The following is a 14,231-nucleotide window of genomic DNA, read 5'->3' as shown; positions in this document are numbered from 1 at the left end:
GGTCAGGCTTCGTCCGTGGCCTCGACCTCGCCCGCATCTTCGGCGGCGCGCTTGGCTTCGAGCCATGCAGCGGCCTCGGCTTCCTGCGCCGCCTCGGCCGCAGCCTTTTCATTGGCGTCGCGTTCGGCACGCAGTTCTTCGATCAGCTTTTCGCGGTCGCTGGTCCCGCTGGCCGCTTCGACCGGAGCGATGTCTTCATCGACCGGCAGGTTCTTGGCTGCCTTGGCGACCACGGCATCGAGTTCGCGCTGTGAACACAAGCCGAGCGTGACAGGATCCTTGGGCTGGATGTTCTGGATATTCCAGTGGCTGCGTTCCCGGATCGCAGTGATCGTGTTGCGCGTCGTGCCGATGAGCTTGCCGATCTGCGCATCCGAAATTTCCGGGTGATTGCGCAGAATCCAGGCGATGCCATCGGGCTTGTCCTGACGCTTCGAAACCGGTGTGTAGCGAGGGCCCTTCGTACGGCTGACCGCGACCGGCGCACGCTGCATCTTGAGCTTGTATTCGCTATCGGCCTGACCGCGCTCGATCTCTCCTTGCGTCAGTTCGCCCGAATGAACCGGATCGCGACCGGTGTATTTGCTGCCCGCCAGATCGTCGGCCATCGCCTGCACTTCGAGGATATGCAGACCGCAGAATTCGGCGATCTGTTCGAAGGAAAGACCCGTATTGTCGACCAGCCATGTGGCGGTAGCATGCGGCATCAGCGGTTTGGGTTGGTCGGCCATGAATATGCCTTTTCTCGTCCTGCGAAAATAGAAGGGCCGCCCCTTGCGGAGCGGCCGTACCTTTGATGATGTAGGCGAAGGCGCCGGATTCGGCAAGCGTTTCGCTAGGCCGCGGGCAGTTCTTCCGACTCGAAGGCCGCCAATCCGCGCAGGAACTGGCCAGTGGCCGCGGTCCAGCTATAGCTCGCACCATAGGCGGCGCAGGCGCGGCGGTCGCAGAACAGCGCTGCGGCGATGGCGCGGTCCAGATCTTCGCAAAGGGCGCCGACCTCGTCCGTGACGATGTCGCTTGGCCCCGGCACCGGATAGGCGGCAACCGGTGTGCCGCAGGCCAGCGCTTCGATCATGACGAGACCGAACGTGTCGGTCTTGCTGGGGAAGACGAACACGTCGGCACCGGCATAGCATCCCGCCAGATCTCGCCCCCCGCGCCGTCCGAGAAAATGGGCATCGGGATATTTCGTCTTGAGCGAAGCGAGCGATGGCCCATCGCCGACCACGACCTTGCTGCCGGGATATTCGCCCTCGAGGAAGGCCTCTATATTCTTCTCCACTGCCACGCGCCCGACATAAAGCTGGATCGGCTTCGGCAGGCCGGCAAATTCCGGCGGCGGGGGCGCATCGGGTGTGAAGCAGGACAGGTCGACGCCGCGGCTCCAGCGGTGGAGGCGGGTCAGGCCGTGCGCGCGCAACTCCTCGCAGATGCTGTCGGTCGCCACCAGCACGCGTTTCGCAGGGCTGTGAAACCATCGGATATATCGCCAGAACCATTCGGCCGGCAGATGAGTTCGCTTGGCGAGATAGTCGGGGAACTGCGTGTGGTAAGCCGTTGTGAAACGGATCGCATGTTTCGCGCAATAGCGGCGTGCCGTCATGCCGAGGGGGCCTTCGGTGGCGATGTGGATCGCCTCGGGCGAAAACTCCCGCAGACGGGCGGCAACGGCGCCCGGTTTCGTGAGCGCGAGGCGGATTTCGGGATATGTCGGACATGGAATGCTGGCGAACTGGTCGGGCGAAACCACCAGCACCTCGTGCCCCTGTTCCCGCAGCTGTTCACAGGTCGTGGTCAGCGTGCGGACCACACCGTTCATCTGCGGAAGCCACGCGTCTGTGACGATGGCGATGCGGTGTGGAATTTCTATCGGCCCGCCGTGATCGGGAATTGCGGGCGCCGGAGTCACGCAGCCTCCGGCACCGTTACCGTGGCGTCATTGCGTCGGCCGTCGCGCCGCGCGACTTCGTCCGGCCAGTGGAGAATTTCCATGGTTCCGTCGAAATGCTCGACCAGCGCGTTGCAACCTTCGACCCAGTCGCCGTCGTTCCAGTATTCGACACCGTCGAAGTCGCGGAATTCGGCGGTGTGGATATGGCCGCATACGACCCCGTCGACTCCGCGCTCGGCAGCGGCGCGGGCCACCACTTCCTCGTATTTGGAGATGAACTCGACCGCGTTCTTGACCTTATGCTTGGCCGCCTTGGAGATCGACCAATAGGGCAGGCCGAGGCGTTTGCGCACGCCGGCCACCCAGTTGTTGAGCTTCATCATGACATGGTAGGCCGCATCGCCCACGAAGGCGAGCCAGCGATGTGCCAGCATGATGGTGTCGAATTCGTCCCCGTGCAGCACCATCAGGCGCCGCCCGTCGGCCGTATCGTGGAATGCGGCGCGCATGATCTCCACCCCGCCAAAATTCATGCCGGCGAAGGGGCGGATCATTTCATCATGATTGCCAGGGATATACACGATCCGGGTGCCGCGCTTGGCGCGCTTCAGGATCCGCCAGACGATGTCGTTATGTTCGGGCGGCCAGTAGAACTTCTTCTTCAGCCGCCATCCGTCGATGATGTCGCCGACCAGATACATGGTATCGCTGTCGGTGTGGTCGAGGAAGTCGATGAGCAGCTCGTGATTGCACCCCTTGGTGCCGAGATGCACGTCGCTGATCCAGATCGTGCGGAATTTGCGCCGCTCGCCCAAAGTGCGTTCGGGCACACTGGGCTTGATAGATGGAAAATTGGCCACCTTGTGGGCGGCATCGAAGTGTTTGGGCAAATCGTTCATGGGCTTGACCCCCGATCACTGTCGGGAATGCCATGGCGCAAGATTGTTACATGCGATTCACAGCGCCGTTACGAAACGGCGACATTGCGACGATTGCGGGTCAGTCTCCGGCGACCTCCAGCACGATCTTGCCGATATGCGCACCCTCTTCCATCCGGGCATGCGCCGCACCGGCTTCGGCGAAGGGAAAGGTGCGATCCATCACCGGCAGGATCGTGCCGTCTTCGAATAGCGGCCAGGCGTAATTGTAGATTTCGTCCGCAAGCAGCGCCTTGAATTCGTCCGAGCGCGGGCGCAGCGTCGATCCGGTCAAAGAGAGGCGCTTGCGCATGACGGTAGCCATGTTGATCTCTGCCTTTAGTCCGCCCAGCACGGCGATGGTCACGTGCCGCCCGTCATCGGCCAGGCATTCGATATTGCGCGCCACGTACTCGCCCGAGACCATGTCGAGCACGACGTTCACGCCCTTGCCGCCGGTGAACGCCTTGACTTCTTCGACGAAATCCTGGGTCCGGTAATTGATCGCAAGGTCCGCCCCGAGCCCGCGGATCGCCTCGCACTTGTCCTCGCTTCCTGCCGTCGCGATAACGGCGATGTCGAACGCCTTGGCAAGCTGGATCGCCATCGTGCCGATACCGCTGGTCCCGCCATGGACCAGCAGCGTGTCGCCATCGCTCGCCCAGCCACGCTCGAACACGTTATGCCACACGGTGAAAAGCGTTTCGGGAATCGCCGCGGCGATGTCGAAGGCCATGTCGGCGGGCAGATTCAGGCAGTGGGCCGAATGGGCCAGGCAATATTCTGCATAGCCTCCGCCCGAAACCAGCGCGCAGACGCGGCGGTTCAGCATTTCGGGCGGGGCGCCCTTGCCTACTGCCACCACAGTGCCCGCGACTTCGAGCCCGGGTATCGGCGATGCACCGGGCGGCGGCGGATAGAACCCTTGTCGCTGGATCACATCGGGCCGGTTGATACCGGCATAGGCAACGCGGATCAGGACCTGATTCTCGCCTGGCTCGGGAACCGCCAGCCTTTCGGGGCGCAGGACTTCAGCCCCCCCCGGATCGTCGAAACCTATTGCGGTCATCGTCTCGGGCAAATTGGCTGCCACGTGCGTCCCCGTTTTCTGTTTTGTCATAGTGGCGTCGCTGCCACGTTGCGGTGCAATACCGTCCACCCCCGTTGACAGCAACCGGCCATCCTTGCGAGATTGCAGGTCGATGGAAGAAGACGATCGTCCACTTCTCAAGGGGGATGCTGCGAGCAAGCTCGCCACCGAAGATCTCGGGCCCTATTCGCAGGACGAACTGGCAGCACGCATCGGGCTGCTCGAAGCCGAAATCGTCCGCGTCGAAAAACACCGTCTGTCCGCCGCCGCGCACCGCGAAGCGGCGGACGCGTTGTTCGGGCGAAAGGAATAGTTGGCGATGCGGGGGATGATAATATCTGCCTCCGCACCCATATCGGCCGTGCATACAGCATTGGCTAACCTTCGGCCCATAGGCTGTTTCCAGTTCGCCCCGTGCGAGTCGCCCAAGAAAGATACCTGAATGCCCAGTTTTGCAGCCAATCTCGAAAAGACCCTCCACGCCGCGCTGACCGATGCCGGCGAGCGCCGCCACGAATATGCGACGCTCGAACATCTGCTGCTTGCGTTGATCGACGACGAGGATGCGGCCCAGGTCATGACTGCTTGCGGCGTCGAACTGAACGAACTTACTGCGGTAGTGAAGCAATATCTGGAACAGGAATATCAGTCGCTGCAATCGGACGAGAGCGCCGATCCGCAGCCGACGGCGGGTTTCCAGCGAGTCATCCAGCGGGCGATCCTGCATGTGCAGTCTTCGGGCAAGGATACGGTGACCGGCGCCAACGTGCTGGTGGCACTGTTTTCCGAGCGGGATAGCTATGCCGTCTATTTCCTCCAGCAGCAGGATATGAGCCGCCTCGACGCGGTGAGCTTCATCAGCCACGGCATCGGCAAGGGCGGCAAGCAGATCGAGAGCCGTCCGCCCGAAGGTGCGGAAAACGCCGAGACGCAGGGCGAGGAGAAAGCCGGCGAAAAGGGCAAGAAGGAAACCGCGCTCGACCAGTTCACGGTCAATCTCAACAAAAAGGCCGAGGACGGCCGGATCGACCCGCTGATCGGGCGCGGTCCGGAAGTCGATCGGACGATCCAGATCCTGTGTCGTCGCAGCAAGAACAATCCGCTCTATGTCGGCGATCCCGGCGTCGGGAAGACCGCGATCGCGGAGGGGCTGGCGCGCAAGATCGTCGAAGGCGAAGTGCCCGAAGTCCTGCAGGATGCGGTGATCTACTCCCTCGACATGGGCGCACTGCTCGCCGGCACTCGTTACCGCGGCGATTTCGAAGAACGGCTCAAGCAGGTCGTCAACGAACTCGAAGGCATGCCCGAGGCCATCCTGTTCATCGACGAGATCCACACCGTGATCGGCGCCGGGGCGACCAGCGGCGGGGCGATGGATGCCTCGAACTTGCTGAAGCCGGCCCTTTCGAGCGGCGCAATCCGCTGCATCGGTTCGACCACCTACAAGGAATTCCGCAATCACTTCGAAAAGGATCGCGCGCTACTGCGCCGGTTCCAGAAGATCGACGTGAACGAGCCGACGATCGAAGACACGATCAAGATTCTCAAGGGCCTGAAGACCGCATTCCAGGATCACCACAAGGTAACCTATACGATCGATGCGCTGAAAACGGCGGTGGAGCTGTCCGCGCGCTATATCAACGACCGCAAGTTGCCCGACAAGGCAATCGACGTGATCGACGAGGTTGGCGCGATGCAGATGCTGGTGCCGCCCAGCCGCCGCAAGAAGAAGATCACCGCCAGAGAAATCGAGGCGGTCATCGCCACTATGGCGCGCATCCCTCCCAAGACGGTATCGAGCGATGACAAGAAGGCGCTGGAAAACCTCGAGCGCGATCTGAAGCACGTCGTGTTCGGACAAGACGCGGCGGTAAAGAAGCTGTCGACCGCGATGAAGCTCAGCCGCGCAGGGCTGCGCGATCCCGACAAGCCGATCGGCTCCTTCCTGTTCTCGGGCCCCACCGGCGTCGGAAAGACCGAGGTCGCGCGCCAGCTCGCCTCGATCATGGGCATCGAACTGAAACGTTTCGATATGTCCGAATACATGGAGCGTCACAGCGTGTCGCGCCTGATCGGCGCACCTCCGGGCTATGTTGGTTACGATCAGGGCGGACTTTTGACCGATGCGGTTGATCAGAACCCGCATTGCGTGCTTCTGCTCGACGAGATCGAAAAGGCGCACCCGGACCTCTTCAACATCCTGCTGCAGGTGATGGATAACGGCCGCCTGACCGATCATCACGGCAAGACGGTCGACTTCCGCAATGTCGTGCTGATCATGACCACCAATGCCGGTGCCGCCGACATGGCACGCCAGGGCATCGGCTTTGGCGACGTGAGCAAGGAAGACGCGAGCGAGGAAGCGGTGAAGCGCATGTTCACCCCCGAGTTCCGCAATCGCCTCGATGCGATCGTGCCGTTCGGCTATCTCGGCAAGGAAACGGTCGCGCGAGTGGTCGACAAGTTCATCCTCCAGCTCGAGCTTCAGCTGGCCGAACAGAATGTCGACATCCAGTTCGACAAAGAGGCCCGCGCCTGGCTCGCCGACAAGGGCTACGACCGTCTCTACGGTGCACGCCCGATGAGCCGCCTGATCCAGGAAAAGATCAAGCAGCCGCTGGCAGAGGAACTGCTGTTCGGCAAGCTGGCCGATGGCGGCGAGGTTTCGGTGACGATGAAGGACGGCAAGCCCTCCTTCGAACTTACCCCGGCTCCGCCCAAGGCCAGTCGCAAGCCGGCGGCGAAGAAGAAGCCGACCGCGAACAAGAAGGCTGCGCCGAAAAAGCCTGGCGCGAACGCCAGCGAAGGGACCGACGAAACCAAGAGCTGAGCTGTGCCGGCCATGAACAGTGGGCACCAGAGTGTGGTCGGCGCCTCTGTTTTCTTTCGCTCGCGTCGGCCGCAACAGCAAGCGATCACCACTGTTTGCAGGATGGGCCGTGATCGGCCTTTCGTGCCCGTCAGGCTAGGCGTGGTTGCACCGGGGATCGACGTCACCTAGTCGCTATCGGACACTAGGGAGCGCCAATGTCGGTTCTGCAAGTTTCTCATCTCGTCAAACGCTTCGATAACGTGGTCGCCGTGGACGATCTGTCGTTCACGGTCGCGCCCGGGCAGATTTTCGGCTTTCTTGGCGGCAACGGTGCGGGCAAGACCACGACGCTGCGCATGGTGCTCGACATCATCCGCCCGACATCGGGGACAATCAGCGTGCTTGGCAGCGCGCCCGACCGCCGAAACGCACAGGCAATCGGCTTCCTGCCGGAAGAACGCGGCCTCTACGCCGGGATGAGCGCGATCGATACCATCGTGTATTTCGGGCGGCTGAAGGGAATGAAGGCCGCCGAAGCGCACAGCCGCGGTATGGATCTGCTCGCTCGTTTCGATCTTGCGGGGCGTGCCAGAAGCGATATCGGCGATATGTCCAAGGGAATGGCGCAGAAGGTTCAGCTGGCGACTTCGCTGGTCAACGATCCCGCGCTGCTGATGCTCGACGAACCTTTTTCCGGCCTCGATCCGGTCAATCAGGGGCTACTGGAAGATGAAATCCTGCGCGCGTCCAGGCGCGGTGCGGCAGTGATCTTTTCCACCCATGTGATGCAGCACGCCGAACGGCTGTGCGATCGCCTGCTGCTGCTGCGCAACGGCCGCAAACGGTTCGAAGGCACGCTGGACGAGGCGCGCGCGGCCTTGCCCGCGCGGCTGATTGCCACCGCGAAGACAGATCTTTCGCAAGTCCTCGGCGTGGCTCGGGCCGAGCGGGGCGAGACACGCAGCGACGGCTGGCAGGACTGGACACTTCATCTGTCCGATGGGGTCGATCCCGCCGCGGTGCTCGAACACTGCAGTTCCAACGCTATTGCGTTGCGGCGCTGGGATGAACACCGGGCCAGCCTGCATGACGTCTTCGTCCAGCTGGTTGGGGCGGACCCCGAACACGACCCTGTTGCAGCGGAGGCGGCGCGATGAAACCGTCGATCGACATTACCAATGTGCTGCTTGTCGCCCGGCGGGAAATTCACCAGATCCTCAAGATGAAGAGCTTCTGGCTTACTCTTCTCATCCTGCCCGTCGCTTTCGCACTCGGACCGATCTTCGCCGACACGCTGGAAGACAACGAACCCACGCGGGTTACCGTGGTAGATCGGTCTGGCGGGGACGCCGAGCAGGCGCTGGAGGCACTTTTTGCGGCCGAAGAGGCCCAGGGGCTGCTGCGCGAATTGTCGCGTTATGTCAGGCGTTACGATCTCCAGCACGCTGATCCGCAAGCTCCGTGGGCAAAGCACGACCGCTGGTATACCGCCGCCGATATCATCGCCTTCGAGCGTGCGGGCGGGATCGAGGCGGCACTGGAAAAGATCGACGCCGTGCGTCCCGAAGGCGTGCCCGCTTTCGAGCCGGAAGAGACCCAGTACATTTTCTCCCCCATCCCCGAAGCCCTGATCGCTGCGGAAGGCGAGGCGTTCGGCACCCAAGCGCGCGCGCTGTTCGATGCGGATGACGATACCGCGCCGGAAATCGTGGTTCTGATCGGCGAGAACTATCCGGCCAATCCGCGTATCCAGCTGTTCTCAGCCAATCCGCCCCAGGGCAGTTTCGTAACCACCATACAGGAAGCGCTGACCGCCGATCTGCGCGCGCGGCTACTCGCCGCTCAGGGTATTCCACCCGCAAACGCTGCGGCGGTACAGAGTGCGGCGCCGATTGTTGCGGTGGACACCCCCCCGCCGGGCGGCGGCGCGCGCGAGGCTTTGCTGGTCCGCTCGATCGTGCCATTGGCCCTTGCCTACATTCTGGTAATGAGCCTCATCCTCTCGGGCAGTTGGATGCTGCAGGGCTCGGTCGAGGAACGCTCGAAAAAACTTCTGGAATCGCTCCTTGCCTGCATCAGGCCCGAGGATCTGATGTACGGCAAACTGCTCGGCTCGCTTAGCGTCGGCCTGTTGATGATCCTTGTCTGGGGCGCTTGTGCAGGCGTGGCAGCCTACGCCACGCACGGGGTTATCGCGGACATGATCCGCCCGGCGCTCGATCCTGTCTCCAGCCCCGGCATCATCGCCGCGATCCTGTTCTTCTTCATTGCCGGCTACATCGCCATCTCGGCTCTTTTCGTGGCGATCGGCGCGATGGTCGATTCGATGAGCGAGGCGCAAGGCTATCTCATGCCGGTCATGTTGCTGATACTGCTGCCTGTCACTTTCCTGATTCAGACGATCCTTGCCGGCAATTCGGGCTGGATCGTGCAAGTGCTGACCTGGGTGCCGCTATGGACGCCCTTCACTGTACTGGCGCGGCTGGGCATGGGTATCGAATGGTGGGAGATGGTCGGTTCGGGCGCATTGCTCGCCACTGCGATCGCGCTCGAACTGGTACTGATTGGGCGGCTGTTCAGAGCCAGTCTTCTCGCTTCCGGGCAAAAGCCGAGTTTCAAACGCATGATCGAACGCCTGCGCGGCACGCCGGGCTGATCGCAGGCAAGACAGGTACGGGAACGGTCGGCGCCCTTTTCGTTTGAATACGAAATGGCCGCACCCGCCCCCTCCTGGATCAGGCCCAAACCGCACGGCATCTATATCGCTCCCGCCGATTGCTGGGTCGACCCTTCGCGTGCGGTCGACAAGGCATTGGTCACGCATGGCCATGCCGACCATGCGCGCGGCGGGCACGGACGGACCGTTGCCACGCCCGAAACGCTGGCGATCATGGAGTTGCGCTACGCAACTCGCGACGGCGCGACGCCAGTCGCATACGGCGAAACGATCCGTTTGCCTGGCGGCGTCGATGCGAGCTATCTGCCGGCGGGGCACGTCCTCGGCAGCGCACAGATACTGCTCGAACATGCGGGCGAGCGCGTGATCGTGACGGGCGACTACAAACGGCGTCACGACCCCACTTGCCCACCTTTCGAGGTCGCCCCCTGCGACATCTTCATCACCGAGGCGACTTTCGGCCTGCCAGTGTTCCGTCATCCGCCGATCGAGGAAGAGATGCAGAAACTGCTCGATCGGCTGGCCGCGCATCCCGACCGTTGCGTACTCGTCGGTGCCTATGCTCTGGGCAAGGCGCAGCGTGTAATCGCCGAATTGCGGCGCGCGGGACATGGTGCGCCGATCTATCTCCACGGCGCGATGGAGAAGATGTGCCGGCTCTACGAGGAGCATGGTGTGAGGCTCGGCGAATTGCGGCTGGTCTCCGACCATTCTAAGGACGACATGCGCGGGTCTATCGTGATTTGCCCGCCGTCTGCGCTAAACGATCGCTGGTCTCGCCGTCTGCCCGGGCCTATCACGGCCATGGCCAGCGGCTGGATGCGTATTCGCCAGCGGGCGCGCCAGCGCAACGTCGAATTGCCGCTGGTCATCTCGGACCATGCCGACTGGGACGAACTTACCCGCACGATCGAGGAAGTCGGCGCGCAGGATAACTGGATCACTCATGGCCGTGAGGACGCACTCCTGCGCTGGTGCCAACTCCACCAGCGCCGCGCGAAGGCCCTCGCGCTGGTCGGCTACGAGGATGAAGACGACTGATTTATCGTGGAACCCCGCCGCCGGTTAAGTCGTTCTCGGCCTGAAGCAATCCGGAGCTGCCCAATGCGTCTTGCCCTCACGACCGCGCTTGCATCCCTCGTCATGCTTTCCGCTTGCGGAGTGAAAGAGACAGAGCCCGAGGGCAGCGAGGGCTCGGCGGAACAACAGGATATGACCCCCGAAGGTCCCTCGATCACGTCGCGCCTGTTCGGCGGGGGCGAGCCGATGGGACTGGACATTCAGCTTACCCACCCCAACCGCTCGGTAGTCCAGCTCACTTCGATGCAGGCCAAACCTTCCGAAACTGTCGTCACTGCCGTAATTACCAATGGCGCGGAAAAGGAAATGTACTTCAACCGCTATGGCAATGACGACACCTACATCGTCACCGGTAGCGGTCAGAAGCTCTATCTCTCGCCACCAGCGGGGAACGAGAAGCTCGGTGTGACTGCGGGCCAACGGGTACAGGTGGAACTCGTTTTTCTCGGCAACTTGCCCGAAGGCGAAAGCGCAACGCTGATCTTCAACGACGGCGAGGCGACCGATAACCGCTTTTCCGACCGCCCGGGTTTCCGCATTCCCCTGCCCCTGACCGAAGCGGCCTTTTCGGACGACGGCTCAAAAAAAAACTGAGCCGTCTGACGGTACTGGGCCAGTCGCCGCGAACAGCGATCCGGCCGTTCCAGGGTAGCGCTTCAACGCTCGGCGGAGCGAATACCGGCGGCAGCAGCGTGAGCACCATCGAACAGGTCCGCTCCGACCTAGGCGCAACGCAGACCGAGCGCGGCACCGTCGTGGCTCTGCCGGGCGACGTGCTGTTCGATTACGACAAGGCGGAGATCCGCGACAGCGCCAAGCCCACGCTGGCCAAGCTGGCGCAGCTGATCGCGGCGGACAAACCGTCATCGATCGCGATCGAGGGCCACACCGATTCCAAGGGCGAAGACGCGTACAACGATCGCCTCTCGCGCGCCCGGGCCCAGGCGGTGTACGATTTCCTCAAGGACGTGCACAGCGTGGCTGGGGACAGCATGGAGGTAGAAGGCTTTGGCGAGAAGCGCCCGATCACTCCCAACACCAATGAGGACGGTAGCGACAACGAAGATGGCCGCCAGCAAAACCGCCGCGTGGAAGTTATCCTGAAAAAATGATTGGAGACTGCGATGCCCCTGACTTTCGTGCCCTATTTCGCCTACGAAAATGCCGCAGAGGCGATCGACTATCTCGAACGATGCTTCGGTTTCGCAACCGGTGCGCGCTATGACGGCGAGGACGGCGCAGTAATGCATGCCGAGCTGACCTTCCGGGGCGGCGCCATCATGCTGGGTTCGGCGCAGGGCGGCCCGGGCGATCCGAAGCCGAGTCACGGCACCTATGTTGTGGTCGAGGATGTCGATGCACATTTCGCCAAGGCCGAGGCAGCAGGGGTTCGCGTGGTCTATCCGCCTGAGGACACCGAGTTCGGCTCCCGCCGCTGGCGCGCGCAGGACAGCGAAGGTTATGAATGGAGTTTCGGCACTTATGCTCCGAATACCGGGGATGGATGAAGCTTCCTCTCCCGGCTGCGGCTTTACGGTATCTGCAGAAATCGGGGCAACCCAGGCCAATCGGCATCCAGCCGATTGGCTTGCGGCGTTTCGCTAGTGGAGCAACTCGCAGCTCTGCTGGATGCGCTGGTCTATACGCGCAGCCGCAACGAGAAGCTGCGGCTGATCGCCGAGTACCTGCGCACCACACCCGACCCCGACCGCGGCTGGGCGCTGGCCGCGCTATCCGACGGGCTCGACTTTCCCGCCGTCAAGAGTTCGACGATCCGCAACCTGCTCAAGGATCGGATCGATCCGGTGCTATGGACCCTCAGCCGCGACTTCGTCGGCGATACGGCGGAAACGGCCAGCCTGCTGTGGCCCGCCCCCGAACGGCCGCCCTCGCCGCCGACGGTCGGCGAAGCCGTCGAACTGCTTCTCGCGATGAACCGCAAAAGCGTTCTCGGCGAACTCCCCGAACTGCTCGATCGCCTGGACGCCTCCGGCCGCTATGCCCTGCTCAAACTGGCGACGGGCGGAATGCGGATCGGCGTATCCAGCCGCCTCGCCAAGACCGCATTCGCCCACGCCTTCAATGTCTCCGTCGACGAGGTGGAAGAATACTGGCACGGCCTCGATGCCCCCTTCGATCCGCTTTTTGCCTGGGCTGCACGCGGCGAAGCGCCGCCCGATATCGAAAACCTGCCGACCTTCCGCCCCTTCATGCTCGCACATCCGTTAGAGGACACCGTCGTCGACCTCGCCGATTATGCCGCCGAATGGAAATGGGACGGCATCCGCGTGCAACTGGTCCGCGCAGGCGACGAAACGCGCGTCTACAGTCGTTCCGGCGACGATATCTCCGCGACTTTCCCCGAACTGCTGGACGTCCTGCCCTTTTCCGCTGTGCTCGATGGCGAACTGCTGGTGCGCGGTTCGACGCAGGGCGGCCCGGAAAACGCCCGGACTCAAGGCGGGGCGGCCAGTTTCAATGCCCTGCAGCAACGGCTCGGCCGGAAGACCGTGAGCAAGAAGATGCTCAAAGAGTTTCCCGCCTTCGTGCGCCTCTACGACGTGCTCCTGCTCGAAGGGCAGGATCTGCGCGAACAGCCCTGGACCGGACGCCGTGCGCAGCTCGAAAGCCTGATAGTCCGCCTCCCAGAAAGCCATTTCGACATCAGCAAGGTGGTCGAGGCGCGCGATTTCGATCATCTCGCGAAAATCCGCGAGGGCAGCCGCGACGATGCGATCGAGGGCTTGATGCTCAAGCGCAAGGACAGCCCCTATATCGCCGGGCGCCGCGTCGGCTACTGGTACAAATGGAAGCGCGATCCGCTGCTGATCGACTGCGTACTGATGTATGCCCAGCGCGGCAGCGGCAAGCGCTCGAGCTTCTATTCGGACTACACTTTCGGCTGCTGGGACGGCGATCCCGACGCCGGGGCGGAACTTCTCCCCGTGGGCAAGGCCTATTCGGGCTTCACCGACGAAGAACTGAAGAAGCTCGATCGGCACGTGCGCCAGAACACGGTCAACCGTTTCGGGCCGGTGCGCGAAACGGACAAGAGCCTGGTCTTCGAAGTCGCCTTCGACAGCGTCCACGAATCCAGGCGCCACAAATCCGGCCTCGCCATGCGCTTCCCGCGTATCCATCGCATCCGCTGGGAAAAGCCGGTGCACGAGGCGGACAGGATCGACGCGCTGCGAGCATTGATCCGCGATTAGGGAGACTCGGACAATGGATATGAAGACGCTGCTACTGACCACGCACGCCAACATGCTCGGCACACTCGACGGGTTGGTCACGAAGGCCGAGAGTCATGAGAAGGCCGGCGAGCTGCTCGGTGCACGCCTGGCCGACGACATGCACCCGCTTTCGACGCAGATCCGCTTTCTTGCGAATATGCCGGGCGAAGCGCTCGAAAGGCTTGGGCTTATGGAGTTCACCAGCCGCGACGAAGACCCGAAAGACTTCGCCGAAGCGCGTGCAATTATTGCCGAGGCTCGAAAGCTGGTGGAAAGCGCGGAAGCTCTCCACTTTCCCGCCGACGATGCACCGTTGGCAATGGCATTGCCCAACGGCATGACCTTCGACCTCACTACGCAGGACTACGTTCGCGATTGGGCCATCGCGCAATTCTACTTCCACATCAACGCCGCCTACGCCATCCTGCGGCAGGCGGGGCTGGCTATCGGCAAGGCCGACTACGTGCCCTACATGTTCAAGTATCTGCGCCAGCCCACAGGGTAGAAGTCGCGCCGCGCATCTTGCGG

Annotated in this window: 14 protein-coding genes; 10 read left to right on the top strand and 4 right to left on the bottom strand. The window is 62.5% G+C overall.

What is annotated here, in order from left to right:
• Positions 1-2: 2 nt before the first annotated feature.
• The 4 genes from K3174_RS07045 to K3174_RS07030 all read right to left on the bottom strand — a co-directional run bounded on the left by K3174_RS07045 (position 3) and on the right by K3174_RS07030 (position 3,931).
• Entirely contained in the window at positions 3-731 is a 729-nt protein-coding gene (locus K3174_RS07045) for a DUF1013 domain-containing protein (protein WP_221557295.1), read from the bottom strand.
• Positions 732-835: 104 nt separating this feature from the next.
• A complete protein-coding gene (locus tag K3174_RS07040; protein WP_221557647.1) occupies positions 836-1,822 on the bottom strand; it encodes a glycosyltransferase family 4 protein in 987 nt (328 codons plus the stop codon).
• 86 nt (positions 1,823-1,908) lie between these two features.
• On the bottom strand, positions 1,909-2,793 hold the full coding sequence (locus K3174_RS07035) for a UDP-2,3-diacylglucosamine diphosphatase (protein WP_221557293.1): 885 nt from the start codon (positions 2,791-2,793) through the stop codon (positions 1,909-1,911).
• Positions 2,794-2,893: 100 nt separating this feature from the next.
• On the bottom strand, positions 2,894-3,931 hold the full coding sequence (locus K3174_RS07030) for an NAD(P)H-quinone oxidoreductase (protein WP_247711966.1): 1,038 nt from the start codon (positions 3,929-3,931) through the stop codon (positions 2,894-2,896).
• An 82-nt stretch (positions 3,932-4,013) separates the two neighbouring features.
• On the opposite strand from K3174_RS07030, the gene K3174_RS07025 reads away from it, so the two are divergent.
• The 10 genes from K3174_RS07025 (at position 4,014) to K3174_RS06980 (ending at position 14,208) form a co-directional block, all read left to right on the top strand.
• Positions 4,014-4,214: a DUF1192 family protein gene (locus K3174_RS07025; protein WP_221557291.1), complete on the top strand. Its 201-nt coding sequence runs from the start codon at positions 4,014-4,016 to the stop codon at positions 4,212-4,214.
• A 129-nt stretch (positions 4,215-4,343) separates the two neighbouring features.
• Entirely contained in the window at positions 4,344-6,731 is a 2,388-nt protein-coding gene (clpA, locus tag K3174_RS07020) for an ATP-dependent Clp protease ATP-binding subunit ClpA (RefSeq protein ID WP_221557289.1), read from the top strand.
• A gap of 197 nt (positions 6,732-6,928) precedes the next feature.
• Positions 6,929-7,870: an ABC transporter ATP-binding protein gene (locus K3174_RS07015; protein ID WP_221557287.1), complete on the top strand. Its 942-nt coding sequence runs from the start codon at positions 6,929-6,931 to the stop codon at positions 7,868-7,870.
• Positions 7,867-9,369: an ABC transporter permease gene (locus tag K3174_RS07010; protein ID WP_221557285.1), complete on the top strand. Its 1,503-nt coding sequence runs from the start codon at positions 7,867-7,869 to the stop codon at positions 9,367-9,369. Before K3174_RS07015 ends, K3174_RS07010 begins: the two co-directional genes overlap by 4 nt.
• Before the next feature lie 54 nt (positions 9,370-9,423).
• Positions 9,424-10,431, top strand: a complete 1,008-nt coding sequence (locus K3174_RS07005) for a ligase-associated DNA damage response exonuclease (protein ID WP_221557283.1) — start codon at positions 9,424-9,426, stop codon at positions 10,429-10,431.
• A 63-nt stretch (positions 10,432-10,494) separates the two neighbouring features.
• On the top strand, positions 10,495-11,064 hold the full coding sequence (locus tag K3174_RS07000) for a hypothetical protein (protein ID WP_221557281.1): 570 nt from the start codon (positions 10,495-10,497) through the stop codon (positions 11,062-11,064).
• A 98-nt stretch (positions 11,065-11,162) separates the two neighbouring features.
• On the top strand, positions 11,163-11,582 hold the full coding sequence (locus K3174_RS06995) for an OmpA family protein (RefSeq protein WP_221557279.1): 420 nt from the start codon (positions 11,163-11,165) through the stop codon (positions 11,580-11,582).
• Between the two features lie 12 nt (positions 11,583-11,594).
• The gene (locus K3174_RS06990) at positions 11,595-11,978 is read left to right on the top strand and encodes a VOC family protein (protein WP_221557277.1); all 384 of its coding nucleotides are present in this window, start codon (positions 11,595-11,597) and stop codon (positions 11,976-11,978) included.
• 96 nt (positions 11,979-12,074) lie between these two features.
• On the top strand, positions 12,075-13,682 hold the full coding sequence (locus K3174_RS06985; protein ID WP_221557275.1) for a cisplatin damage response ATP-dependent DNA ligase: 1,608 nt from the start codon (positions 12,075-12,077) through the stop codon (positions 13,680-13,682).
• Between the two features lie 13 nt (positions 13,683-13,695).
• Positions 13,696-14,208, top strand: coding sequence for a DUF1993 family protein (locus K3174_RS06980; RefSeq protein ID WP_221557263.1), 513 nt, complete (start codon positions 13,696-13,698; stop codon positions 14,206-14,208).
• Positions 14,209-14,231: the final 23 nt, after the last annotated feature.

The sequence above is a fragment of the Qipengyuania qiaonensis genome (genome assembly GCF_019711515.1).
Taxonomy (GTDB): domain Bacteria; phylum Pseudomonadota; class Alphaproteobacteria; order Sphingomonadales; family Sphingomonadaceae; genus Qipengyuania; species Qipengyuania qiaonensis.
Note: the sequence above shows the minus strand (reverse complement) of the source record. Positions and strands in the feature narration are given on the sequence as shown.

What these genes read in the sequence shown, in the direction of transcription:
- K3174_RS07030 (WP_247711966.1), bottom strand. Translation starts at nt 3,931, where the DNA reads ATGACAAAACAGAAAACGGGGACGCACGTGGCAGCCAATTTGCCCGAG.
- K3174_RS07035 (WP_221557293.1), bottom strand. Translation starts at nt 2,793, where the DNA reads ATGAACGATTTGCCCAAACACTTCGATGCCGCCCACAAGGTGGCCAAT.
- clpA (WP_221557289.1), top strand. Translation starts at nt 4,344, where the DNA reads ATGCCCAGTTTTGCAGCCAATCTCGAAAAGACCCTCCACGCCGCGCTG.
- K3174_RS07000 (WP_221557281.1), top strand. Translation starts at nt 10,495, where the DNA reads ATGCGTCTTGCCCTCACGACCGCGCTTGCATCCCTCGTCATGCTTTCC.
- K3174_RS07015 (WP_221557287.1), top strand. Translation starts at nt 6,929, where the DNA reads ATGTCGGTTCTGCAAGTTTCTCATCTCGTCAAACGCTTCGATAACGTG.
- K3174_RS07005 (WP_221557283.1), top strand. Translation starts at nt 9,424, where the DNA reads ATGGCCGCACCCGCCCCCTCCTGGATCAGGCCCAAACCGCACGGCATC.
- K3174_RS06990 (WP_221557277.1), top strand. Translation starts at nt 11,595, where the DNA reads ATGCCCCTGACTTTCGTGCCCTATTTCGCCTACGAAAATGCCGCAGAG.
- K3174_RS07040 (WP_221557647.1), bottom strand. Translation starts at nt 1,822, where the DNA reads ATGAACGGTGTGGTCCGCACGCTGACCACGACCTGTGAACAGCTGCGG.
- K3174_RS07045 (WP_221557295.1), bottom strand. Translation starts at nt 731, where the DNA reads ATGGCCGACCAACCCAAACCGCTGATGCCGCATGCTACCGCCACATGG.
- K3174_RS06980 (WP_221557263.1), top strand. Translation starts at nt 13,696, where the DNA reads ATGGATATGAAGACGCTGCTACTGACCACGCACGCCAACATGCTCGGC.
- K3174_RS07025 (WP_221557291.1), top strand. Translation starts at nt 4,014, where the DNA reads ATGGAAGAAGACGATCGTCCACTTCTCAAGGGGGATGCTGCGAGCAAG.
- K3174_RS07010 (WP_221557285.1), top strand. Translation starts at nt 7,867, where the DNA reads ATGAAACCGTCGATCGACATTACCAATGTGCTGCTTGTCGCCCGGCGG.